Raw genomic sequence first — 22,662 nt, forward strand, 5'->3', positions numbered from 1 at the left:
CTCTGCGGTACAGTGATGCGAGCGTCGCGGGGGTCACGGCCGTCGCGGCCATGTCGAATGCGAATGAGACAGCAATATCTGGAGCGCGTTCGGGCCACGCAAGCGACACACTATCGGATAACGGCGCAGCCTTCATGCGGTTTTGCGCGTCCGGTCGTCGAAACGCCGCCTCGCAAGTCCTTGCGCCGCCACCCTGTCAGGAGCCTGAGAAAGTGACGTACGCATACAAGTTGATCGATTCGCCGGTCGGTCAGTTGAAGCTGGTGGCGAAAGGCGAATGCCTCGCCGCGATTTTGTGGGAGCACGACAAGCCTGACCGCGTGCGACTCGGCGAGATGAGCGAAGCGAACGAGCTAGCGGTGCTCGTGGAGACCGCGCGGCAATTGCACGAGTACTTCGCGGGCACGCGCCAGGCCTTCGATCTGCCGCTCGACTTTCACGGCACCGAGTTCCAGAAGCAGGTCTGGCGCGCGCTGCTGACCATTCCGTTCGGCCAGACGCGCAGCTACTCGGAGATCGCGCAGCAGATCGGCAACGTCAATGCGGTGCGCGCGGTGGGCGCGGCAAACGGCCGGAATCCGATCTCGATCGTCGCGCCGTGTCATCGCGTGATCGGCGCGTCGGGCGAGCTGACGGGATTCGCCGGCGGCCTCGCCAACAAGATGCTGCTGCTTTCGCTGGAGGCGGGGCAGACCTCGCTCGAAGCAGCGGCGGACCACGCGCAAAGGCGGGCGCCTGAGCGGGGAGCGGCGCAAGCGGTCAAGGACGATGCGCCCGCGAAACCGGCGCATCGTCAGCCGAGCCCGGGGAACGCAGGGTTCGCTGTTCGGTAGCTAAAGCAGCGCACACACCCGGCACGATGCGCCACCCACCGGCCGTAATCGCCGATGCTTCGTCCGCGATCAGCACCATCGCCCGCGCATGCAACACCTATCCTTAAGATGCCCTTTGGGGCATCGAACAGGAGGATGACATGCGCATGCTTCTCAACATACAAATACCGAACGAACCGTTCAGCACACTCGTGCGCGAAGGCCGAATCGGCGACCTGATGAGAAAGATCCTCGAGGACATGAAACCGGAAGCCATCTACTTCACCGAGCAGCAGGGCAAACGCGGCGCGGTGGCGGTCGTCGAGGTCGCCGATGCATCGGCGATCCCCGCGCTTGCCGAACCGTGGTTCCTGACGCTCGACGCCGACTGCGAGCTGCGCATCGCGATGCTGCCCGAGGATCTGATGAAAGCCGGGCTCGACGCGCTCGGCGACAAGTGGAAGTAGCGCGGCCCTCAGGAATGCCCAGCCGATAGCTGCAGCAGCATCGAAGCCGCGGCCGTCGCCGCGACCTGGCAGCCGAGCACGATATGCGCCTCGGCCGTGTCCTCGATAAAGTCGTGACTCACGCCGCCGATGCTCGGCACGAACATCATGCACGCCGGCATGCAACGCGCGATCACCTGCGCGTCGTGCGCGGCGCCGCTCGGCATGCGCAGCCACTGGCCCGGCGCGAGTGCTTCGGCGGCTCGCGCGATGTGCTCCGCGAGCGTAGCGTCCATGCTGACGGGTTCGATCGGCTCGTCGAGCGTCTGCAATTCGACGCTCACCGCGTCGTGCGCGTTGAAATCGCGCACCAGTTCCGCGAGCGCGCGTTCCATGGCCTGAAGCCGTGCGGGGTTCGCATCGCGGAATTGCAGGTACATGTCGGCCGCGCCGGGCACGACGCTCATCGAGCCCGGATCGAGATCGATGCGGCCCACGGTCCAGACGGTATCCGCGTCCGCCAGCTGCCCGAACGCGTCGTTCATCCGCGCGATGAACGCGACGAGCGCCGCGCCCGCGTCGCGGCGGATCGCCATTGGCGTCGTGCCCGCGTGGTTGCGCTGACCGGTGAAGCGCAGCCGCGATTCGCGCAACCCGACGATCGTCGTGACGACGCCGATCGCTTTGCCGATCGCTTCGAGACGTCCGCCCTGCTCGATATGCGGCTCCAGATACGCGACCTGGCGCCCTGCCTCGAAACGCGCACGCGGTCGGCCCGCCAGTCCAGCGGCCTCGAGTACGTCGGCGAGGCGTTCGCCCTGCCGATTCGTCGCGCCGCGAATCGAGTCGTCGACCGCCTCGCCGACGAAGCTGCGGCTGCCGAGCAGGCCCGAGAACGTGCCCTCCTCGTCGATCCACGACGCGACGTCGACGGCGAGGTGCCGCGTCGCGTCATGCTCCGCTAGCGCGCGGGCGATTTCGAGCCCGTACATCACGCCCATTGCGCCATCGAGCCAGCCGCCGGTCGGCTGCGTGTCGGTATGCGAGCCGATCACGAGCGCGGGACCGCTATTGCGTGAGCGTCCGAACACGGTGCCGACGCCGTCGATGCGCGCGTCGAGCCCCGCCTCCGTCATCCGGCCGACCAGCCATTCGCGTGCCGCCAGATCGACCGGCGACAGCGCGAGCCGGACCACGCCGGGACCGGTCGCGCCGAAACCGCGCAGCCGTTTGAGGTCGGCCATCAGCCGGTCAGGATCGATCTTCACCACGTTGTCATCTCCATGAATTGGTTGCGGATATACGCGTGAAGCCCAGCCTCCGGCTCGAACAATCGATACAGCGTGGGCCGCGACAGCTGCGACATGGCCAGCACGCAGTCGACCGTCAGATCAGGTTGGCCGGGATTTGCGTCGATATAGCGGCGCGCTGCCGTGAACATCGCGGTGCGTGCCACCGCCCGCGCACTGCCGGTCAAGCCTGTTTCCTTGCCGAACGCCGCCGCCATCAACAGCGCGCAGATGTGGAGCGCTTCCTGAGCCGCGGGCGCGTCCATCGTGGGCAACGTGCGGCACAGATCGGACGGCCGTATCAAGAAAGCGCCACGACCGCGGGCACTCTCACGAAGCGGACGAGCCGTCCGCTTCCGCCATTCACCAACTCATTTCCACAGCGTGCGGCCAAAGAACGTCAACGTACGATCCCACGCCTGTTGCGCCCAGACCGGGTCGTATTGCGTCCTCGCGATGCGGCCCGACCCGACCGCCGTTTCGTTCGCGAACGCGTGACGCGCCAGATAGCGATGAAACTCGACGTCGACTTTCGCGTCGGTGAGTTTCTTTTCGAGCGCGTCGACGGTGTCGGCGGCGAAGAACTCGTCCTGCAAACCCCAGTGGCCCATCATCGGAACCTTGATCTTCGACGCGTCGATATAGTCGAGCGGCGGGAAGCCATACCAGACGACGCCGGCCGCTACTTCAGGCACGTTGCACAGCGCGAGGAACGTCAGCGCGCCGCCCATGCAATAGCCGGTCAAGCCAACCTTCGCCGCGTGCTGCTGCAGATACTGGACCGCGCCGCGCACGTCCTGCGTCGCGGCATCGCCGAAATCGAGGCCGCTCATCAAGTGGTGCGCCTCATCCTCTTCGACCGTCGACTTGCCGCGATACAGATCGGGCACCAGCGCGAAGTAGCCGGCTTTGGCGAGGCGATCGGCGACGCCGCGAATCTGGTCGTTCAAGCCCCACCATTCCTGGATCACGACGACCGCGGGCGCGCCCGCGGTTTTTTCAGGCTTCGCGAGATAGCCCTGTAGCTGCTTGCCGTCGGGACGGTTGAACGTGATCATCGAACCTGCGTGTTGGGTCATCGGTCGCTCCTCGAGTAGACGAAACCGCTAGCATAGCGCCGCTACCCCGTTTTCTGTTCAATCGGAATCGTGCCAACGCGCGAGCGTGATCCCGCGGAATCTGCGCGTTATGTGAAACGCGACGCAGAAATCAGGCCCGCGCGACATGTGATTTCGCGCACGCATTCAAGCGCTTTTATCCAATGGGTGAATGACTCGACTGAAAGCTTGACGTATTGCGATGCGCGCTAGAACCGCTCTATCACACCGAATTGGACGCCCGCGACCGGCGCGCCCGGATAGGCAACGGGCAGCCCGGTCACGTTGACGCCGCGCAGCGTGAAGCGCGAGTCGTCGTGATTCGCGAGATAGGCGGCGCTGAAATACAGCAGCAGCGTCGGCGACATGCTGTATTCGAATGCCGCGCTGAACTGGTCCGCGCTGCCGCCAGGCGTCGTGTAGTCGCGCACGTGCGCATAGCCGAGCGAGGCACGCGCATTGGTCGAAAAACTGTACTGCGCCGACAGCGAGCCGCCCGCGCCGTGATAGACCGGCGTGCCGCCATCGCCGTTGAAAAAGGACAGCCACACGCGCAGCTTGCCGAAGGCGTAGTTCGCGCCGCCGAGGTTCGCGCGCAGCGCGCCGGCACCGTGCGTCTGCTGGCGCGCGTACAGCAGATGCAGGTGGTCGAGCCGATACGACGCGCTCACGTAATAACCGTCGATGCCGTTGCCGTCGGCCTCGGACGGATCGCGCATCGCCATCATCAGCGTCGCACTGAAGCCGGCAATGCGCGGCGACAGATACGCAACCGCGTTGTTCGCATACGGCGTGATCTTTGACAGATTGTTGAGCCCCGAGGCGATCGTGCCGGCGCCGAACGCGTCGAGATCGCCCTTGAACGGAATATAGATCGGCGAATACTGACGGCCGACGCGCAGTTCGCCCCAGCTGCCGCTCGCGCCGATCCATGCCTGGCGATTGAAGATCGAGCCGGGCACCTGCAAGCTGCCGTCGGTCGAGCTGAAGCCGTTTTCGAGCGTGAACACGATCGCGTTGCCGCCCCCGAGCGGCTGCGCGCCATGCAGCCCGACCCGCGAGCCGCGATACGCGCCGGAGTCCATGCGCGCGACCCAGCCCGAACCGGGGTCGGTGATTTCGACGCTCGTATCGATCACGCCATACAGCGAGACGAAGCCGGGGTTGATTCCTGAGGCGGCGCCGGTGCCGGTATCGATGTCGGTGTCGGTGACGGCGGCTGCGCCGTGCGCATAGAGCAGAAGCGCGCCACCTCCCCAAACCGCTCTCGCGCCGACGCTGATCGTCAAGGCTTCGCGGACTGTGTTCAGCAGGCAAGCCATGGCGTGACGCAGGATGAGTTCCTCCTCGAACACATCGATCGGATATTCCGCGAGCGAACGTACCACGTTCGGGCGTACCCGTGCGAGCCGTCCAGTACGCTCGCGCACATCCCTACGATGCAAGCGCGCGCCAGCGTCCGCGACTGGAGGACGGCGATGCAGGAGTCGCCGCGGCCCGTGTGCGGCGCCGTGCCCGGGGCACCACCTGTTTCCCGCGCCGTGTGGTATTTCGCGCGACGAATTCTTTTGACCAGGGGAAACCCGTATAATCCTCAAGACGTCAGACAACCTGCGTACAATCGCCGGCAGCCTGACCGCGATCCGCCGTGCAGCGTCCACCCCGAACCGCCTTCTGCCCGATCCGTGAATTCCACCGCCCCCGTCAGTTCCGCCGCCGCCGCCCCCGCCCTGCCGTTTCGCCACGCGCTTTACGCGATGCTCGGCATCGGCCTCGTCAACATGCTGGTCGCGCTCGACCAGACCGTCGTCAGCACCGCGCTGCCGTCGATCGTCGCCGAGCTGCACGGCTTCGAATATTTTGCGTGGATCGCAAGCGCGTACCTGCTCGCCTCGGTCGTCACGGTGCCGGTGTTCGGGCGGCTCGGCGACTACTTCGGCCGCAAGCGCTTCGTGATCGCCGCGGTGATCACGTTCACGGTCGCGTCCGTGTTGTGCGGCCTCGCCAACAGCATGCTGTTTCTCGCGATCGCGCGCGGACTGCAAGGCATTGGCGGCGGCATGATGGTCGGCACCGCGTTCGCGTCGATTCCCGATCTGTTCCCCGACCCGCGCACCCGCGTGCGCTGGCAGGTCGTGCTGGCCGCGGCCTACGGCATCGGCACGGCGGCCGGCCCGTCGCTCGGCGGCTGGATGAGCGAGCACCTCGGCTGGCGCTCGACGTTTCTCGTCAATCTGCCGGTGGGCGCGGCGGCGCTCTATTTCATCTGGACGCATCTGCCGAATTTCCGGCGGCCGCATGACGGCGAAGTAAAGATCGACTGGCTCGGCGCGGGGCTCGTCGCGGGCGTGCTCGGCGGCTTGCAGGCGTTTATCGAAGCGGTGCCGAAGCACGGCCTCACCGTGGGCAATCTCGTGCTCGGCGCGTGCGTGATCGCCGGCGCGATCGCACTCTTCAGGTGCGAAAAGCGCGCCACGCATCCGATCGTTCCGCTCGATCTGTTCAAGGACGCGCAGCTCGTCACGCTATTCACGCTCGGCATGCTGTCCGGGTTCGTGATGTTCTCGCTGATCTTCTTCGCGCCTTTGCTGCTGCAAGGCGGCTTCGGTCTTTCGCCGCAGCAGGCCGGCCTGCTCGCGACGCCGATCGCCGCGTGCATCGCACTCGGTAGTGTGGTGAACACGCGCATCGTGATTCACATGAAGAAGCCCACGCGCATTCTGACGATCGGTTTCGCGCTGCTGATGTTCGCGTCGATCGCGCTCGCGTTCGCCAATCCGAACACGCCGCACTGGCGCATCGTGCTGCCGATGGGCGCGGTCGGCATCGGCCTCGGCTTCATCCTGAACAACCTGAACGTGTTCGGCCAGGAGATCGCCGGACGCGAGCGCTTCGGCATCACGACCGCGCTTTTGCAATCGACGCGCATGGTCGGCGGCATGCTCGGCACCAGCATCGTCGCGACTGTCGTGCAGCATCACTATCGCAATGTCGTCACGCGCACGATGAGCGTGCTCGGAGAGCCGGCCTCATCGCAATGGCAGCCGCGTTTCGTCGATCTGCGCATCCTGATCGACGAAGCGTCGCGCACACAGCTGATTGCGGATATGAAGAAGTCGGGACTCGATACGCTCGCGCTGATCGATAGCGCACGCGACGCGCTCGTGCAGTCGATTCATATCGGTGTGTGGCTGACGGCGGTGGCATCGCTCGCGGCCGCGCTGCTGGTGCAGCGGATTTCGCATGTGGTGTTTCGCAAGAGCTGACAAGTGGTCCGATGGTGGCCGCCGACATCCGCGCTGCGGCTATCTCGCACCGTGCAATGCAAAAGGAAACAAAAAAGCCTGGTGAACCGCATCTTTCGTGCAGCCCGCCAGGCTTTTTGATTGAGTTGAATCGTCCTTAACGCACGAGACACGGCCGCTTGTTGTCGAACTTCCAGTTCGGAATCAGATATTGCATGGCAATGCCGTCGTCGCGCGCGCCGAGGCCGTGCTGCTGATACATCGCGTGCGCCTTCTCGAGCGCATCCATATCGAGTTCGATGCCGAGCCCCGGCTTCTGCGGCACCTTGACCTTACCGCCGACGATCTGCAGCGGATCTTGCGTCAGGAACTGACCGTCCTGCCAGATCCAGTGCGTATCGATCGCGGTGATCTTGCCCGGCGCCGCGGCCGCGACGTGCGTGAACATCGCGAGCGAAATGTCGAAGTGGTTGTTCGAATGCGAACCCCACGTGAGGCCCCAGTCGTTGCACATCTGCGCGACGCGCACCGAGCCCTGCATGGTCCAGAAATGCGGATCGGCGAGCGGAATATCGACCGATTGCAGCTGGATGGCGTGACCCATCTGACGCCAGTCGGTCGCGATCATGTTGGTCGCCGTCGGCAGGCCGGTTGCGCGACGGAACTCGGCCATCACTTCGCGGCCCGAATAGCCGTTCTCCGCGCCGCATGGATCTTCCGCGTAGGCGAGAACATCGTGCTTGTCACGGCACAGGCGCACCGCTTCCGCGAGCGACCATGCGCCGTTCGGGTCGAGCGTCACGCGCGCTTCGGGGAAGCGCTCAGCGAGTGCCGTGACCGCTTCGATCTCGGCGTCGCCCGGCAGCACGCCGCCCTTCAGCTTGAAGTCGTTGAAGCCATAGCGCGCCTTCGCGGCCTCGGCAAGACGCACGACCGTCTCCGGCGTCAGCGCTTTCTCGGTGCGCACGCGCTCCCAGTCGTCACGCGCGCCGGCGTTGTTCGCGTACGGCAGATCGGTCTTGTTGCGATCGCCGATATAGAACAGGTAGCCGAGCATTTCCACTTCGTCGCGCTGCTGGCCTTCGCCGAGCAGTGCCGCGACCGGCACGCCGAGATGCTGCCCGAGCAGATCGAGCAGCGCGGCTTCTAGCGCGGTCACCGCGTGAATCGTCGTGCGCAGGTCGAAGGTCTGCAGGCCACGCCCCCCAGCGTCGCGATCGGCGAACTGCGTGCGCACCTTGTTCAGGATCGCCTGCAGATTGCCGATCGACTGACCGACCACGAACGGCCGCGCGTCGTCGATCGTCTTGCGGATGTTCTCGCCGCCCGGCACTTCGCCCACGCCGGTATGGCCCGCGCTGTCGCGCAGAATCACGATGTTGCGCGTGAAGAACGGACCATGCGCGCCGCTCAGATTCATCAGCATGCTGTCGCGACCGGCGACGGGCACGACGCGCAGTTCGGTGACGACCGGCGTGGCGTTCGATTCGGTAGGTTTGGTGGACATGGGAAAAGCACCTGTGTGATGAAGTAGGCCGGCCGGCGGAAGCCGCCGCGCGCGGCGCGCGTGTTCGACCGGACCGGATGAGAACTCGAATACAGAAAAATCGACGGCCGCATGCGAGCCGTCAGTGTAGTCAATGCGCGTTGCCGTGCAACGAATCGGGCAACGGCTCGCGATTGCCGGGCTTGTTGCGCGTCAGGAAGCCGGCCGCCGCCGCGAGCAGCGACGCGACGCCGAGACCGTACAACCCGCCCGTGATCGAGCCCGTGTGTTGCTGCAGATAGCCGAAGGTGGCCGGCGCGAAGAAGCCGCCGAGGTTGCCGAGCGAATTGATCAGCGCGAGCACGCCGGCGGCGACGCGCGCATCGAGGTAGCCCTGCGGAATCGGCCAGAACAGCGACGACGCCGCCTTGAAGCCGATCGCCGAGAAGCAGATCGCGACGAACGAGAACACCGGGTTGCCCGACGTCGACGCGAACAGACCGACCGCCGCGATGACGAGCGCGACCGCGAGCCAGCCCTGCTGATGACGCCACTTCGCCGATACGACCGCGAAGCCGTACATCGCGACCATCGAGATCAGCCACGGAATCGCGTTGAACATGCCGACCTCGAAGTCGGACAGGCCGCCCATCTTGCGGATGATGGTCGGCAGCCAGAAAGTGGCCGCGTAGATGGTCAGTTGGATCGCGAAGTACAGGAAGCAGAACAGCGCGATTTGCGGGTCCTTCAGCAGCTTCACCGTCGGCAGATGCGCGCCGCCTTGCGCTTCGCGCTCGCCCTGTTCGGCCGCGATGGATTGTTCGAGCACACGCTGTTCTTCGGCCGTGAGCCAATGCGCGTCGCGGATGCGCGACTTCAACAGCAACCAGCTCACGACGCACAGCGCGATCGAGAACGCGCCTTCGATCAGGAACATCCACTGCCAGCCTTGCAGGCCGAGGCCGCGAATCGACAGCAGCGAGCCGGTGATGGGACCGGACAGCACCGACGCGAGCGCCGAGCCCGACAGAAAGATCGCCATCGCCTTGCCGCGTTCCTTTTGCGGCAGCCACTGGGTGAAGTAAAAGACGACGCCGGGAAAGAAGCCCGCCTCGGCGACGCCGAGCAGGAACCGCAGCACGTAAAACGACGTGTCGTTCCAGACGAACGCCATTGCGCCCGCCACCAGCCCCCACGTGCCCATGATGCGCGTGAGCCAGGCGCGCGCGCCGAACTTCTGCATCAGCACGTTCGACGGCACTTCGAACAGCGCGTAGCCGATGAAGAACAGCCCGCTGCCGAGCCCGTAGGCGGCCGCGCCGATGCCGAGATCGGCCTTCATGTGCGCGTTGACGAAGCCGATGTTCACGCGGTCGATATAGTTCGCGATGAACATGATCAGGAAAAGCGGCAACACGTTGCGCTTCACCTTCGCGACCGCCGATTCCAGCGGGTCGAGCGCGGTGCTCAGAACTGATGTCAAGTTGTGTCTCCCTGTCGGCCACGAGGCCTGGTGGAACGCAGCGCGGCGCACCCGGTGGGTGCAAGACCCTGCTCTACGCCTGATATGTTGTCTGACGACAGTCTACCGCGTTACTTTTGTCAAATCCAATGGGGTGTTTACCCTGTGTTTCCCGAGGGATCGCCTTGAAATAATGGCAGATTCAAAGGTTGAGAACCCTGTTGACCAACCCGGAATCCGCCTCGAACTAAGACGTCTGATGTCTCCAATTGGCAGACTGTCGTCTGCAGCCCTTGCGTTTGCGCAAATGTCCGCCTCATCCCCGCCCCCAACCGCGCATCCGCACGCAAAAAATAGCCCGCGCCGATGCCGCCGAACGCGGCAGAATCGAGTACAGTCCTGTGCGATACTTTGCAGGATCAGTCAACCAGCCACAAAAATGAGCAGCCTAACTGAAAAGGTGGTGGCCACCCTTTCCGATGAGATTCGCCGCGGGGCGCTGAGGCCAGGCGACCGCATCCCCACCGAAGTCGCGATGATGAAGCAGCTGTCCGTGAGCCGCTCCGTGGTCCGCGAGGCGATTTCGCGTCTGCAGGCAGAGAGGATCGTCGAGACGCGTCATGGCATTGGCACGTTCGTGCTCGCGCCCGCCGCCGAAAAGCCGATGCAGCTTCCCGCCGCCGATCTCACCAGCATGCTCGACGTGATGGCGATCATCGAGTTCCGGATCGACGTCGAAGCGGCCGCGGCCGCGCTCGCGGCATCGCGGCGCACCGAGCGGAACCTGAAGCAGATCCGCACTGCGCTCGATCGATTCGAGTCGGAGCTCGAGCGCGGCAGCACCGACACGCTCGCACACGACATCGAGTTCCATTTGCAGATCGCGCGCGCGAGCGGCAACCGCTATTTCTTCGACGTGCTGAGCCAGCTCGGCCGCTCGGTCAGCCCGCGCACCCGGCTCGGTTCGGCGGAGATCGCGGAGCTAGACCATATCGAGGTGTTGCGCAGCGTGCTCGGCGAGCATCTGATGATCTATCGCGCGATCGAGCGTCAGGATGCCGACGACGCGCGCGCCGCGATGCGCATGCATCTGAGCAACAGCCGCGAGCGACTGCGCCGCGCGCATGACCTGACGAAGGCTGGCGTGTGATCACATGCGGGGCTGAGCGGCCGCTCCGCAATACGACACGCCGCCGGCAATGCCCTCACTGCCCCACGTCGAGATCCATTAACGCCGAGCTCAGCGATTTGCCATGCGCGTCGAGCGCGAGCGAACGCGTAACGCCGCCGCCGAGCGCGTCGCCGAGCACGAAGTTGAATGCGGCAAGGCCCGGCAACTCATGGCGCACCACCTCGCCGCGCACCACGTCGCGCAGATGCGTCTTGACGCGCTCGGGCGTCAGCACATCGCGCAACCGCTCGTAATGCAGCGCGTCGTAGCAGATCACCGAGATATTGAGCGTATTGCCCTTGTCGCCGGTGCGCGAGTGGGCCAGTTCCCGTAGTTTCATCTCAAGCCTCCATCAGCGAGAAAGCCGGCGCCGCATGCTCGCGCGGCAGCAGCACCGACTGCACCGCGACCACCTCGCGCGCCGCCTTCGTCACGCCGCCGCCGCCCGCCGGTCCGTTCGTGTACAGCGTCTCGACCTCGTTGCCGATGCGCAGCGCCTGCGCGAGCGACGCCGTGCGTCCCGCCACCCGGGCGCGCACTTCGTACGGCTCGCCATGACCGGCCGCCGCCGCGTCACCATGCAGTGCGTTCACGCCGATCAGATCGAAGCGCAACTCGCGCGTCTGCACGCCGGTCAGCGCGAGACGCTCGCGCACGATATCGAGCGCGAGCCGCGCCCGCGCGAGCGCGCCGGGTCCGCCGTACGAAATCTGCCCCTCGCCGATATAGCCGTCGAAATACGCAACCGACACTTTCAACGTCGCGGTGCGCTCGGTGCCGCCACCGCCGGTGACGCGCACCCGGTCCACGGCTTCCTGCTCGACGCGCACCTGCGAGAAATCGGCGACCACGTCGGGCTGCAGATAACGACGCGGATCGTGGATCTCGTAGAGCAACTGCTCCTTGCAGGTCGCCTCGGTCACGAGCCCGCCACTTTGCGCGAGCTTCGTGATCACCACTGAACCGTCCCGCGCAACTTCGGCGATCGGAAAGCCGAGCCGCGCGAGATTCGGCACGTCCTTGAAACCGGGGTCCGCGAAATAGCCGCCGGTGATCTGCCCCGCGCATTCGAGCAGATGGCCGATTACCGTCGCCTGGCCGAGCATCGGCCAGGCGTCCATGCGCCAGCCGAATTCGTGGATCAGCGGCGCGACGAACAGCGACGGATCGGCGACGCGCCCGGTCAGCACGATCTGCGCGCCGGCCGCGAGCGCCTCGACGATGCCGCTCGCGCCGAGGTACGCATTGGCCGATATCAGCCGGTCCGCGTGCGCGGCCACCGCCTCGCCCGATTCGACGAAATGGAAGTCTCCCGCGCGCACGACGTCGAGCACGTCGTCGCCGGTGACTGCGGCAATCCTCAGGCCGCCGAGACCCAACTCGCGCGCGATCTGCGCGGTCCGGCGCGCTGCCGCGAGCGGATTGGCCGCGCCCATGTTCGACACGATACGCACGCCGTTGCGCGCCGCGACGGGCAGCACCGCGCGCATGCGCGCTTCGAGCAGCGGGTCGTAGCCGAGCTCCGGGTCCTTGCTGCGCGCCTGCTGCGCGATCGCGATCGTGCGTTCGGCGAGGCATTCGAACACGAGATAGTCGACCTGGCCGTGTTCTGCGAGTTCGAGCGCGGGTTCGATGCGGTCGCCCGAATAGCCCGCGCCCGCGCCGATGCGAACGACGCGTCGAGATTCAGTGGCTGTCATGGTGCTCCCGTTCCTTCAGTGAAGCTCACAGTGGAAAGATCCCGAGCACGACGCACGCGATCGTCATCACGACCGACGCGCCGAACAGCAGGGGAAACGTGAATCGTTGATGATCGGCCAGATCGATACCGCACAGCCCGACCACGAGGAACGTCGCGGGCGTGAGCGGACTGACCGGAAAACCGGTGGTCATCTGTCCGAGCAACGCGGCCTGACCGACGTGCACCGCCGGCACGCCGAGCTGGCCGGCCACTTCCGCGATCACCGGCAGTACACCGAAATAAAACGAATCGGGATCGAACAGCATGCTGAGCGGCATCGACAGCAGGCCGAGCACGATCGGAATATGAGTCGCCATCGCCGGCGGCACGAAGCCGACGGCCGCCTGCGCCATCGCCTTCAGCATGCCGCTGCCCTGCATCACGCCGGTGAACACGCCGGCCGCGAGCAGGATGCCGGCCATCATCAGCGCGGCGCGCGCATGCGCGTCGATCCGTTTGCGCTGCATGTCCACATTCGGATAGTTGACCATCAATGCGATGCACAGGCCCACCATGAACATGATCGCCGGCGGAATCTTCTCGCCCATCACGACCATCGTGCCGAGCACGACGAGCGTCAGCACGATGTTGAACCAGAAGTTTTGCGGGCGGCGCAGCGCCTGTTGTTCCGGCGTCAGTTCGCGTTGGGGCATCGGCACGGAACCGCTCGCAGCGTTGAGACCGAGGCGCTTTTCCTCGCGCCGCCCGAGCCAGTACGCCATCGAGAACACAAATACGAGGCCGATCGCCTGCACCGGAATAAGCGGATTGAACAACGCCGAGATCGGCAGATGCAGCGACGCGGACGCGCGGATCATCGGCCCCGTCCATGGCAGGAAATTGATGCCGGCCGCCATCGATACCGCCGCGGCGAGCACGCGCCGGTCCATCTTCAGGCGGTCGTAGAGCGGCAGCATCGCCGGAATGGTGACGAGGAAGCAGACAGCGCCGGAGCCGTCGAGGTGGATCAGCAGCGCGAGCAGCGTGGTGCCCATCACGATGCGCGTGGGCCGTGTGCCGACCGCGCGCAGGATGCGCTCGATGATCGGGTCGAGCGTACCGGCGTCGGTGATCGTGCCGAAGTACAGGATCGCGAAGACGAACATGCAGACGACGGGCGCGAGGCTCTTGAGGCCATCGACGACGAACTTGCTCGTCTGCAAGCCGAAGCCGCCGAGCAGCGAGGCCGCGAGCGGCACGATGATCAGCGCGACGAGCGGCGACATGCGTTTGGACAGGATCGCGCCGAGCAGCACGACGATGGTAGCCAGCCCCAGCAATGGCAGCATGAGCTTGTCTCCAGGTTGTTTTTTAGTGTGATCGAGCGTAAGTTCGGGGCAGCAATAATGCAATTGAAATGAATTGATTGCAGCAATCACAAATCATCATGGATCTGAATCTCCGGGACATCCGCGCGTTTATCGCGGTCGCGCAAACGGGCAGCTTCACGCGTGCGGCCGCGCGGCTGCATCTGTCGCAACCGGCGTTGACGGTGCAGATTCGCCGGCTCGAGGAAACGGTCGGCCTGCGCCTGTTCGATCGCAACAGCCGCAACGTCGCCCTGACGCCGACCGGCCGCGAGCTGCTGCCCGTGCTGCAGAAATCGCTGCACGACATGGAGCACGTGCTGCTCGATGCGCGCGCGCTCGGCGAAGGCGGGAGCGGCACGGTGCGCATCGCGTGTCTGCCGACCTACGCGGCGAGCGTGCTGCCCGAGCTCGTGCAGGCGCTGAGAAAAGCCGTGCCGCGCGTCGGCTTCGAGGTGCGCGATGTCGTCGCGAGCATGGTCAACACGTTGGTGCGCAACGAGGAAGCCGATATCGGACTGACGGGCGGCGAGCTGAACGACAGCGGGCTCGAGGTACTGCATGCGGGCCTCGACCGGCTCGTCGCCGTGCTGCCGAAGCAGCACGCGCTCGCGCGGCGGCGCCGGCCCGTCACGCTCGCCGATCTCGCCAGCGAGCCGCTCGTGCTGACCGCGCAGGGCACGAGCGTGCGAGCGGTCGTCGACAGCGCGTTCGCCGACGCGCAATGTGAGCCGCGCATCGCCTGCGAACCGACCTACATGATGAGCGCGGTAGCGATGGCGCGCGCCGGGCTCGGCATCACGATCCTGCCGGCGTCGGCGCGCGAGGTACGCGCGGAGCCCGAGCTGGTCGCGCGGCCGATCGACGAAGCCGCGTTCACGCGGCGCATCGCGCTGATCAAAAAGCGCGGCCGAACCTTGCCGCCGGTGACCGAGACCTTCGTCGCGATGCTGATCGAACGGCTCGGCGCGTCATAGGGCCGCACAGCGTCGTTTTGCGCGTCGCGCGCAGCCCCTAATTTTCACGATACGAAACGATGCCGCGCGTCGTAAAAAATCATGTTGCGGGGCACAAAGCGGCCATTTCACGATGCCCGGCGGCGTTGCACATCGCAAAACGGATCGCACAAGCCTTTGTTTTTACACGGATATTTTTAATATAAAGACCGGTTCGATGCCAATTGCCCGCCGATTCGCTGACGTAGACTCTTTCACAAGAGCACGCGCTTCACGCAGTCGGATTCGAGGGGCCTCGCGACATGGCCACCCAAATCCCGCAGATTGCGAAGAAGCCGTCACGAATCGCGGCTTTTTTTATTGGCAACTGGGAGACTAAAAATGAAAGGCTTTCGCTTTGGTTCGACGCAGGGAGCGTTCTACATTCTGCCGGGTCAGGACGGCTGGGAAGCCACCTACGGCAACGAAACGCTCGGAGAATTCTCGAGCCCGCAACAGGCCGCCGACGACCTCGCGCGCGGTCTGAGCTGCGAGCATCTGTCGGAGCTCGACACGTCGACGCTCGAGATTCCGGAGAAGCTCGCCGAATGGGAAATCGTTCACGTATAAGGACGGGCATGACCGACGGCGACGTAGCAGTGACAGTAGAAACGACAATGGCGCCCGAAGGCGCCATTGTCGTATTTGCGGTCCTGCTTGCGGCCTTGTCCGCGGTTGTGCTGCGTGCTTACCGCGCGGCTTTCGGGGCCAGCGCAGGTGCGGCCGCGGCGCTTACCGCATCAGTCGCCCGCGCGAGCTCAAACCACCGAATCGACGATTGCGTTCAGCGTCGCGCTCGGGCGCATCGCCTTGCTAGTCAGCTCGACGTTCGGACGGTAGTAGCCGCCGATATCCACCGGCTTGCCCTGCGCCGCGCCGAGTTCCGCGACGATCTTCGCCTCGTTGTCGGCCATCGCCTTCGCGACGCCCGCGAACTGCGTCTGCAGCGCGGCATCGTCGGTTTGCGCGGCCAGTGCTTCGGCCCAGTACATCGCGAGGTAGAAGTGGCTGCCGCGATTGTCGATACCGCCGACCTTGCGCGCCGGCGACTTGTCGTTGTCGAGGAACTTGCCAGTCGCCTGATCGAGCGTCTTCGCAAGAATCTGCGCCTTCGGGTTGTGATATGCGGTGCCCAAATGCTCGAGCGATGCCGCCAGCGCGAGGAATTCACCGAGCGAATCCCAGCGCAGGAAGCCTTCCTCGACCAGCTGCTGCACGTGCTTCGGTGCCGAACCGCCCGCGCCGGTTTCGAACATGCCGCCACCGGCCATCAGCGGAACGATCGACAGCATCTTCGCGCTGGTGCCCAGTTCCATGATCGGGAACAGGTCGGTCAGGTAGTCGCGCAGCACGTTGCCGGTGACCGAGATCGTGTCCTTGCCGGCGCGGATGCGCTCGACCGAGAACTTCGTCGCTTCGACCGGCGTCATCACGCGGATGTCGAGACCGTTCGTGTCGTAATCCTTCAGGTACTGCTCGACCTTCCTGATGATCTGCGCATCGTGCGCGCGCGCCGCGTCGAGCCAGAATACGGCCGGCGTGTTGGAAGCGCGGGCGCGGTTCACCGCGAGTTTGACCCAGTCGCGGACCGGCGCGTCCTTGGTCTGGCACATACGGAAGATGTCGCCCTGTTCCACCGGCTGCTCGAGCAGCACCGCGCCGGCTTCGTCGGTGACGCGGACCACGCCGTTCGCCGGGATCTGGAACGTCTTGTCGTGTGAACCGTATTCTTCGGCGGCTTGGGCCATCAGCCCGACGTTCGGCACCGTGCCCATCGTGACCGGGTCGAACGCACCGTGCTTCTTGCAGTCTTCGATCACCGCCTGGTACACACCGGCGTAGCAACGGTCCGGAATCACCGCCTTCGCGTCGTGCAGCGCGCCATCGGCGCCCCACATCTTGCCCGACTCGCGGATCATCGCCGGCATCGATGCGTCGACGATCACGTCGCTCGGCACGTGCAGGCTCGTGATGCCCTTGTCCGAGTTGACCATCGCGAGCGGCGGACGCTGTTCGTACTGCGCCTTGATGTCGGCTTCGATCGCCGCGGCCGTTTCAGCCGGCAGATCCTTCAGACGCGCGTACAGGTCGCCGATACCGTTGTTCGGGTTGAAGCCGACCTTGGCCAGTGCTTCCGCATGCTTCGCGAGCACGTCCTTGTAGAACACCGACACCACGTGACCGAAGATGATCGGGTCCGAGACCTTCATCATCGTGGCCTTCAGGTGCACCGAGAACAGCACGCCGTTCGCCTTCGCCTCGGCGATCTGCGCTTCGATGAAGCTGCGCAGCGCGTTCTTGCTCAGCACCGACGCGTCGATGATTTCGCCTGCCTGCACCGGCGTCTTCGCCTTCAGGATCGTGATCGTGCCGTCGGCGGCGGCCAGTTCGATCTTCACGCTACCGGCCTGGGCGACCAGCGCCGACTTCTCGCTGCCGTAGAAATCGCCATCGCTCATGTGCGAGACGTGCGACTTCGAGTCCGCGCTCCATGCGCCCATCTTGTGCGGATGCTTGCGCGCGTAGTTCTTCACCGACAACGGCGCGCGGCGGTCCGAATTGCCTTCGCGCAGCACCGGGTTCACCGCGCTGCCCTTGATCTTGTCGTAGCGGGCCTTGACGTCCTTCTCGGCGTCGGTCGTCGCGACGTCCGGGTACGACGGCAGCTTATAGCCCTGGTCGCGCAGCTCGGCGATCGCGGCCTTCAACTGCGGCACCGACGCGCTGATGTTCGGCAGCTTGATGATGTTCGCTTCCGGGCGCATGGTGAGTCTACCGAGCTCCGCCAGATCGTCGGAAGCCTTCTGCTCCGCGCTCAGGTAGTCCGGAAATGCGGCAATGATCCGGCCGGCGAGCGAGATGTCGCGCGTTTCGACGAGCACGTCGGACGAGCGCGTGAACGCCTTGACGATCGGCAGCAGCGAGTACGTCGCCAGTGCGGGCGCTTCGTCGGTCAGGGTGTAGATGATCTTCGGCGGTGTGGACATGATTAATGCTTTGCTAGGAAGTGATAGACAGAGCGTTGGCAGTCGAGGCCAGCGCAAACCGTGACGCGACGGCTGACGGCGTCAGTTCGGCTCGACGCAACCCCGCGACCTTCGTTTTGCGATACGACCGAGAGTATATGCGCGTTTTCCACTAAATGTGACTAGACAAACAGGTCGCGAGACCCTACCCAAACGGGTCGATCCAGGACTGGCAAGGGTTTGCCGCCGATTACCCCGGTCTTAAGACAGATATCTTATAGATGACTTGAGGAATATTATTTTTGGATGAATGCGAATTGGTCGCATTGACGAGCCGCAAATGCCGCCACCGAGCCGTGACTGCTGCCCTCCAGCGGACGACGCCGCGGGTAGTGATGGGCGGGTGCCGAAGAGTGTGACTCGGATGCCGGCGGCGAAGTGATGGGGTCGCTCGCCGCGGATTGGTTTAGTTCGTATCGTCTTTCCCGTCATTCCAGAATCGTTTGAAGTCGGGCGAGCGCGTCCTCGACTACCTCGGCCGGAGCGCGCTCGACTTTGCGTGCGCCACGGGCCTCGAGGTCCAGAGTGCGCACCATATTCACCAGAGCCACCCCCTGAGTCCCTGTTCCCGAACCCGAGAGCGGTACCGCGAACCCAGCGTATCGAGCGAACTCCCCCCCCTGCGTGATCGGCGCAACGAGCGCGACCCCAAGAGCATTGAATGCGGCAGGCGACAAAACCAGCGCGGGACGGAAATCGCCTTGCTGCTCCTTGCCAGGCGTCGGATTCAGGCTCACGCGCACGATATCGCCGCGCTCGAACTTGATGCGCCTTACCATGCTTCGCGCCCCGCCGGTTTGACTTCACTCCAGACGTCGAGATCGGCTGGCGGTGGCGCCTTCGGATCGCACTGCGCGACGAGTTCATCCAGTGAATACTTGCGACGCGCAGGCGTAAGCAACACCCCCTCGGGTCGCACGTCCGCGTTCAGCGAGCTGCCCACCGACGCATGAATTTGCTCCAACAACACGGCCGGCAACCGTACCGCAGCGCTGTTGCCCCACTTCTGAATCTTGAGTTCCATATCCCAGCTCCAAATGTATATCCATTGTAGATACTCACAGCGAAAACAGCAAGTCGCCCGTATCTACATTGACTCTACATTTGGAACTTGAAATCGCCTGTTAGTCGGCGAAGAAAAGAACCCAAACCTAAACGAGGCAACCAGCCCGCCGCCGCAACGACGCACCAGTCGCCCACAACGACAACCCTGCTTATTGCCCGCGTCCCAGGAACTCCCCCACCATCCGGTTGAACTTGTCCGCGTGCTCCCACTGCGCCCAATGCCCGCAGCGGCCGAACACATGCAGATCGGCGTTCGGCATCCCGGCAACGAGCCGCAGGCCGATGTCCATCGGCACGAAACGATCGTCGCGACCCCAGATCACGAGCGTCGGCGCGGTTACTTCGCCAAGGCGCGGCCCGTAGTCGTTGAACTGCTTCGGATTCGCGGCGAGGCTCGCGACGAAGTTCTCGAGATGATCGCGGCGCGCCAGCATGTTCGCGAGGCGCGCTTGCATCAGGTCTTCGGTCAACGCCTTCGTGTCGAACACGAAGACGCTCATCATGCGCTGCAGGTTCTCGATGGTCGGGTTGCGGTACAGCCCTTGCAGCAGCTTGATGCCTTCGGTCGGCATCGGCACGAACTGGCTCGGGCCGCCGGTGCCGCCGCCCATCAGCACGAGCTTGCCGACGCGTTGCGGCTCGGCGAGCGCGAACGCGACCGCGCTATGCCCACCCATCGAGTTGCCGATGATATGCGCGCGTTCGATATCGAGAGCATCGAGCAGCGCCTTCAGGCAGCGCGCGTTCAGTTCCGAGCGCGAGCCCTTGCAGACGATCGGGTCGCTCTTGCCCCAACCGAGGCAGTCCATCAGGATCACGCGATAGCCCGCCGCGACGAGCGGCTCGACGTTCCGATTGAAGTTGGCCCAGCCGGTCGCGCCCGGTCCCGAGCCGTGCAGCATCACGACCGTTTTCTCACCCTGCCCCACGTCGTTGTAGTGAAGCTGCATCTCGCGGCCGTCTTCGGTGATGCGGACGAATCGGCTGGTCGCTTCCTCGGTGATCGCCGCTGCTTGCGTGTCGGTGTTGCTCATGTCGAATTCCTTTGTTTCACGGATCAAGTGACCGCGAGTCGCCGTTGACGGCGGACCCGCGCGGTATTTCGGGCTGCAAAGCTATTGCGCGGCCACCGGGGTATAACGAAGTGTCGAGCGATTCACGACGAGCCACGCGCCAATCGCGGCGACCGCGATCAGCGGAATGCTCGCGCCGAGCAGCACGCTCGCACCCTGACCGATCGCGAGCAGTTGCCCGGCGATCAACGGTCCGAGGATCGAGCCGAGACGGCCCACCGCCACGGCCGCGCCGACGCCGGTGCCACGCACTTCGGTCGGGTACAGGCTGCTCGCCAGCGCATACAACACCGACTGGCCGCCAACCAGGAACAGCCCCGCGAGCAGACCGCCCCACGCCATCGACGTGCCGCCATGCGCGCTCAGCAACGCGCCGAGCGCAACGACGATGCCGACATACATGCCCGCGACCGTGCGGCGCCGGCCCATCCGGTCCATCATGCCGGCGATCACGATCGCGCCGATGCCGCCGCCGATGTTGAACATCATCTGTACGACACCGGACTGGACGCGCGTCAGACCGCGAGTCAAGACGAGCGACGGCAGCCAGTTGATCAGGAAATACAGCACGATCAGCGTGCCGAGATAGCTGATCCACAACGCGATCGTCGTGCCCGCGCGTCCTTCCTGCCACAGCGCGTGCGTCACGCTCGCCGACGCATCGCGTCGCGCGCCTTTGGTTGCACGCGCCGCGACGAACTGCGCCGACTCGCGCAGGAACAGCGCAAGCAGCGGCAGCACCAGCAACGGCCCGAAGCCGCCGACGTAGAAGATATGCCGCCAGCCCGCGTCGCCCGGGCTGATGATGCCGACCACCGCCGCGAGCGCCGCGCCGAACGGCATGCCGCAATACATGGCGCCGACCGCGCTGTTGCGCTGATGGGGCGGCGCCGCTTCCGAGCACAGCGCGATCAGATTCGGCATCGCTGCGCCAAGACCGAGGCCGGTCAGAAAGCGCGCGGCGAGCAGGCTGTTCAGGTCCCACACCTGCGCGGTCGCGAGCGAGAAGATGCCGAATAGCGCGACTGACCACATCAGCACGCGCTTGCGCCCGAGCCGGTCGGCGAGACGTCCGCCGATCGCGGCTCCTGGCAGCAGCCCGAACGCGCCGATGCTGAACGCCCAGCCCATCTGCGCGACCGCGAGATGAAATTCGCGCGCCATGCGCGGTGCCGCGAGGCCGGTCGATTGCAGGTCCACGCCTTCGAGCAGCGCGACGATCAGGCAGAGCCCGATCGTCAGCGCGCCGCCGGCAAGAGGTTTCGTCGACTGTGTTGTTTGCGTTGCTTGCGTTGACTGCCGCATAAAAGTCTCCAATGTTGAGTCAGCGTCGCTCTTGCGGCGACCTTGCTGGATGAAATGAACGCTGCGCGCGCGGCATGCGGCGCCGTCGCGCAGCGTCCGGGTCATGAAGCCACTGCGTCGGTTGCGTGCGCGCGCTTCAGATCCAGTGCGACGTCGACGATCATGTCTTCCTGGCCGCCCACCATGCGGCGTTTGCCCAGCTCGACGAGAATGTCCACGGTCTTCAGGCCGTATTTCTTCGCGGCCACTTCCGAGTGGCGCAGGAAGCTCGAATACACCCCCGCATAGCCGAGCGCGAGCGTTTCGCGATCGACGCGCACCGGCCGGTCCTGCAGCGGACGCACGATGTCGTCGGCGGCGTCCATCAGCGTGTAGAGGTCGGTGCCGTGATTCCAGCCCACGCGCTCGGCCGCCGCGATGAACACTTCGAGCGGCGCGTTGCCCGCACCGGCGCCCATGCCCGCGAGCGATGCATCGATACGGTCGCAGCCCTCTTCGACCGCGACCATCGAGTTGGCCACGCCCAGCGACAGGTTGTGGTGCGCGTGCATGCCCGTCTGCGTTTCGGGTTTCAGCACCGCCTTCACCGCGCGGAAGCGGTCGCGCACGTCGTTCATCGTCAGCGCGCCGCCCGAGTCGACCACATAGATGCAGGTCGCGCCGTAGCTCTCCATCTTCTTCGCTTCGATGGCGAGGTTCTCCGGCGTAGTCATGTGGCTCATCATCAGGAAGCCGACGGTGTCCATGCCGAGTTCGCGCGCGTATTCGATGTGTTGCTTCGAGATGTCCGCTTCCGTGCAATGCGTGGCGACGCGCACCACGCGAGCGCCCGCGTTGTATGCGGCCTTCAGATCGTGGATCGTGCCGATGCCAGGCAGCAGCAGGGTCGCGATCTGAGCGTGCTCGACCACGTCAGCCACCGCTTCGATCCATTCGAGGTCGCTGTGCGCGCCGAAGCCGTAGTTGAAGCTCGAACCCTGCAGGCCATCGCCGTGGGCAACTTCGATGCTGTCCACCTTTGCGCGGTCCAATGCGCGTGCGATGTCCTGCACGTTCTGGATCGAGTACTGGTGACGAATGGCGTGGCTGCCGTCGCGCAGCGTCACGTCGGAGATATACAGTTTCTTGTCCATGCGGGAAGT

General features: G+C 64.9%; 20 protein-coding genes and 1 pseudogene. 6 read left to right on the top strand and 15 right to left on the bottom strand.

The genetic code is table 11. The features are described 5' to 3' along the window. Nucleotides 1-212: 212 nt before the first annotated feature. Nucleotides 213-837, top strand: a pseudogene (locus OKW38_RS29375) (methylated-DNA--[protein]-cysteine S-methyltransferase). Between the two features lie 136 nt (nt 838-973). After that, nucleotides 974-1,279 (top strand): panthothenate synthetase, encoded by a 306-nt coding sequence (locus OKW38_RS29380; protein WP_090807469.1) that lies wholly within the window; start codon nt 974-976, stop codon nt 1,277-1,279. 8 nt (nt 1,280-1,287) lie between these two features. On the opposite strand, the gene OKW38_RS29385 is transcribed toward OKW38_RS29380, so the two are convergent. The 4 genes from OKW38_RS29385 to OKW38_RS29400 form a co-directional block, all read right to left on the bottom strand. Further along, nucleotides 1,288-2,529 (bottom strand): Zn-dependent hydrolase, encoded by a 1,242-nt coding sequence (locus tag OKW38_RS29385; protein ID WP_429364403.1) that lies wholly within the window; start codon nt 2,527-2,529, stop codon nt 1,288-1,290. Beyond that, a complete protein-coding gene (locus OKW38_RS29390) occupies nt 2,523-2,852 on the bottom strand; it encodes a hypothetical protein (RefSeq protein WP_429364405.1) in 330 nt (109 codons plus the stop codon). Before OKW38_RS29390 ends, OKW38_RS29385 begins: the two co-directional genes overlap by 7 nt. Nucleotides 2,853-2,918: 66 nt before the next feature. Further along, nucleotides 2,919-3,626, bottom strand: coding sequence for a dienelactone hydrolase family protein (locus OKW38_RS29395; protein ID WP_429364407.1), 708 nt, complete (start codon nt 3,624-3,626; stop codon nt 2,919-2,921). 227 nt (nt 3,627-3,853) lie between these two features. After that, nucleotides 3,854-5,032 carry a porin gene (locus OKW38_RS29400; RefSeq protein WP_429365548.1) on the bottom strand — a complete coding sequence of 393 codons (1,179 nt, stop codon included), beginning with the start codon at nt 5,030-5,032 and terminating at the stop codon, nt 3,854-3,856. A gap of 369 nt (nt 5,033-5,401) precedes the next feature. Here OKW38_RS29400 and OKW38_RS29405 point away from each other — a divergent pair, with 369 nt between their 5' ends. Continuing rightward, nucleotides 5,402-6,910, top strand: a complete 1,509-nt coding sequence (locus OKW38_RS29405) for an MFS transporter (RefSeq protein ID WP_429365549.1) — start codon at nt 5,402-5,404, stop codon at nt 6,908-6,910. Between the two features lie 136 nt (nt 6,911-7,046). Here the strand turns inward: OKW38_RS29405 and gudD are convergent, their stop codons facing one another. Further along, nucleotides 7,047-8,396: a glucarate dehydratase gene (gene gudD / locus OKW38_RS29410; RefSeq protein ID WP_184073645.1), complete on the bottom strand. Its 1,350-nt coding sequence runs from the start codon at nt 8,394-8,396 to the stop codon at nt 7,047-7,049. 130 nt (nt 8,397-8,526) lie between these two features. Further along, on the bottom strand, nt 8,527-9,858 hold the full coding sequence (locus OKW38_RS29415) for an MFS transporter (RefSeq protein WP_429364408.1): 1,332 nt from the start codon (nt 9,856-9,858) through the stop codon (nt 8,527-8,529). A gap of 418 nt (nt 9,859-10,276) precedes the next feature. Between OKW38_RS29415 and OKW38_RS29420 the strand changes: the two genes are divergently transcribed. Beyond that, entirely contained in the window at nt 10,277-10,987 is a 711-nt protein-coding gene (locus OKW38_RS29420; RefSeq protein ID WP_090807481.1) for a FadR/GntR family transcriptional regulator, read from the top strand. 55 nt (nt 10,988-11,042) lie between these two features. Here the strand turns inward: OKW38_RS29420 and OKW38_RS29425 are convergent, their stop codons facing one another. From OKW38_RS29425 to OKW38_RS29435, 3 genes are read right to left on the bottom strand one after another with little or no spacing between them, the layout of a single operon-like run. Continuing rightward, nucleotides 11,043-11,348, bottom strand: a complete 306-nt coding sequence (locus OKW38_RS29425) for an AtuA-related protein (protein ID WP_184061648.1) — start codon at nt 11,346-11,348, stop codon at nt 11,043-11,045. A 1-nt stretch (nt 11,349) separates the two neighbouring features. Continuing rightward, the gene (locus OKW38_RS29430) at nt 11,350-12,708 is read right to left on the bottom strand and encodes an acyclic terpene utilization AtuA family protein (protein WP_429364410.1); all 1,359 of its coding nucleotides are present in this window, start codon (nt 12,706-12,708) and stop codon (nt 11,350-11,352) included. 25 nt (nt 12,709-12,733) lie between these two features. Beyond that, on the bottom strand, nt 12,734-14,038 hold the full coding sequence (locus tag OKW38_RS29435) for a CitMHS family transporter (protein WP_090807486.1): 1,305 nt from the start codon (nt 14,036-14,038) through the stop codon (nt 12,734-12,736). Nucleotides 14,039-14,136: 98 nt separating this feature from the next. On the opposite strand from OKW38_RS29435, the gene OKW38_RS29440 reads away from it, so the two are divergent. Together OKW38_RS29440 and OKW38_RS29445 are read left to right on the top strand one after the other, a co-directional pair. Next, a complete protein-coding gene (locus OKW38_RS29440; RefSeq protein WP_429364412.1) occupies nt 14,137-15,033 on the top strand; it encodes a LysR family transcriptional regulator in 897 nt (298 codons plus the stop codon). Nucleotides 15,034-15,393: 360 nt separating this feature from the next. Then, nucleotides 15,394-15,621: a hypothetical protein gene (locus OKW38_RS29445; protein ID WP_090807491.1), complete on the top strand. Its 228-nt coding sequence runs from the start codon at nt 15,394-15,396 to the stop codon at nt 15,619-15,621. Nucleotides 15,622-15,809: 188 nt separating this feature from the next. Here the strand turns inward: OKW38_RS29445 and OKW38_RS29450 are convergent, their stop codons facing one another. From OKW38_RS29450 to dmpG, 6 genes are all read right to left on the bottom strand, one after another. Then, complete coding sequence (locus OKW38_RS29450) at nt 15,810-18,038, bottom strand: NADP-dependent isocitrate dehydrogenase (RefSeq protein ID WP_429364413.1); 2,229 nt, start codon at nt 18,036-18,038, stop codon at nt 15,810-15,812. 467 nt (nt 18,039-18,505) lie between these two features. Beyond that, on the bottom strand, nt 18,506-18,856 hold the full coding sequence (locus OKW38_RS29455; RefSeq protein WP_090807495.1) for a type II toxin-antitoxin system ChpB family toxin: 351 nt from the start codon (nt 18,854-18,856) through the stop codon (nt 18,506-18,508). After that, a complete protein-coding gene (locus OKW38_RS29460; protein WP_184073637.1) occupies nt 18,850-19,101 on the bottom strand; it encodes an AbrB/MazE/SpoVT family DNA-binding domain-containing protein in 252 nt (83 codons plus the stop codon). The genes OKW38_RS29455 and OKW38_RS29460 overlap by 7 nt, the downstream gene beginning before the upstream one ends. Before the next feature lie 190 nt (nt 19,102-19,291). Next, nucleotides 19,292-20,176, bottom strand: a complete 885-nt coding sequence (locus OKW38_RS29465; RefSeq protein WP_429364415.1) for an alpha/beta fold hydrolase — start codon at nt 20,174-20,176, stop codon at nt 19,292-19,294. Nucleotides 20,177-20,257: 81 nt separating this feature from the next. After that, entirely contained in the window at nt 20,258-21,520 is a 1,263-nt protein-coding gene (mhpT, locus tag OKW38_RS29470; RefSeq protein WP_429364416.1) for a 3-(3-hydroxy-phenyl)propionate transporter MhpT, read from the bottom strand. Nucleotides 21,521-21,621: 101 nt separating this feature from the next. Further along, nucleotides 21,622-22,653, bottom strand: coding sequence for a 4-hydroxy-2-oxovalerate aldolase (dmpG, locus tag OKW38_RS29475; protein ID WP_429364418.1), 1,032 nt, complete (start codon nt 22,651-22,653; stop codon nt 21,622-21,624). Nucleotides 22,654-22,662: the final 9 nt, after the last annotated feature.

Source organism: Paraburkholderia sp. MM5496-R1 (assembly GCF_050436205.1).
GTDB classification, from domain to species: domain Bacteria; phylum Pseudomonadota; class Gammaproteobacteria; order Burkholderiales; family Burkholderiaceae; genus Paraburkholderia; species Paraburkholderia tuberum.

Excerpts from the sequence above, each read along its gene's own strand:
- gudD (WP_184073645.1), bottom strand. The coding sequence starts at position 8,396 with ATGTCCACCAAACCTACCGAATCGAACGCCACGCCGGTCGTCACCGAA.
- OKW38_RS29425 (WP_184061648.1), bottom strand. The coding sequence starts at position 11,348 with ATGAAACTACGGGAACTGGCCCACTCGCGCACCGGCGACAAGGGCAAT.
- OKW38_RS29435 (WP_090807486.1), bottom strand. The coding sequence starts at position 14,038 with ATGCTGCCATTGCTGGGGCTGGCTACCATCGTCGTGCTGCTCGGCGCG.
- OKW38_RS29445 (WP_090807491.1), top strand. The coding sequence starts at position 15,394 with ATGAAAGGCTTTCGCTTTGGTTCGACGCAGGGAGCGTTCTACATTCTG.
- OKW38_RS29405 (WP_429365549.1), top strand. The coding sequence starts at position 5,402 with ATGCTCGGCATCGGCCTCGTCAACATGCTGGTCGCGCTCGACCAGACC.
- mhpT (WP_429364416.1), bottom strand. The coding sequence starts at position 21,520 with ATGCGGCAGTCAACGCAAGCAACGCAAACAACACAGTCGACGAAACCT.
- OKW38_RS29395 (WP_429364407.1), bottom strand. The coding sequence starts at position 3,626 with ATGACCCAACACGCAGGTTCGATGATCACGTTCAACCGTCCCGACGGC.
- OKW38_RS29455 (WP_090807495.1), bottom strand. The coding sequence starts at position 18,856 with ATGGTAAGGCGCATCAAGTTCGAGCGCGGCGATATCGTGCGCGTGAGC.
- OKW38_RS29420 (WP_090807481.1), top strand. The coding sequence starts at position 10,277 with ATGAGCAGCCTAACTGAAAAGGTGGTGGCCACCCTTTCCGATGAGATT.
- OKW38_RS29380 (WP_090807469.1), top strand. The coding sequence starts at position 974 with ATGCGCATGCTTCTCAACATACAAATACCGAACGAACCGTTCAGCACA.
- dmpG (WP_429364418.1), bottom strand. The coding sequence starts at position 22,653 with ATGGACAAGAAACTGTATATCTCCGACGTGACGCTGCGCGACGGCAGC.
- OKW38_RS29460 (WP_184073637.1), bottom strand. The coding sequence starts at position 19,101 with ATGGAACTCAAGATTCAGAAGTGGGGCAACAGCGCTGCGGTACGGTTG.
- OKW38_RS29465 (WP_429364415.1), bottom strand. The coding sequence starts at position 20,176 with ATGAGCAACACCGACACGCAAGCAGCGGCGATCACCGAGGAAGCGACC.
- OKW38_RS29440 (WP_429364412.1), top strand. The coding sequence starts at position 14,137 with ATGGATCTGAATCTCCGGGACATCCGCGCGTTTATCGCGGTCGCGCAA.
- OKW38_RS29450 (WP_429364413.1), bottom strand. The coding sequence starts at position 18,038 with ATGTCCACACCGCCGAAGATCATCTACACCCTGACCGACGAAGCGCCC.
- OKW38_RS29430 (WP_429364410.1), bottom strand. The coding sequence starts at position 12,708 with ATGACAGCCACTGAATCTCGACGCGTCGTTCGCATCGGCGCGGGCGCG.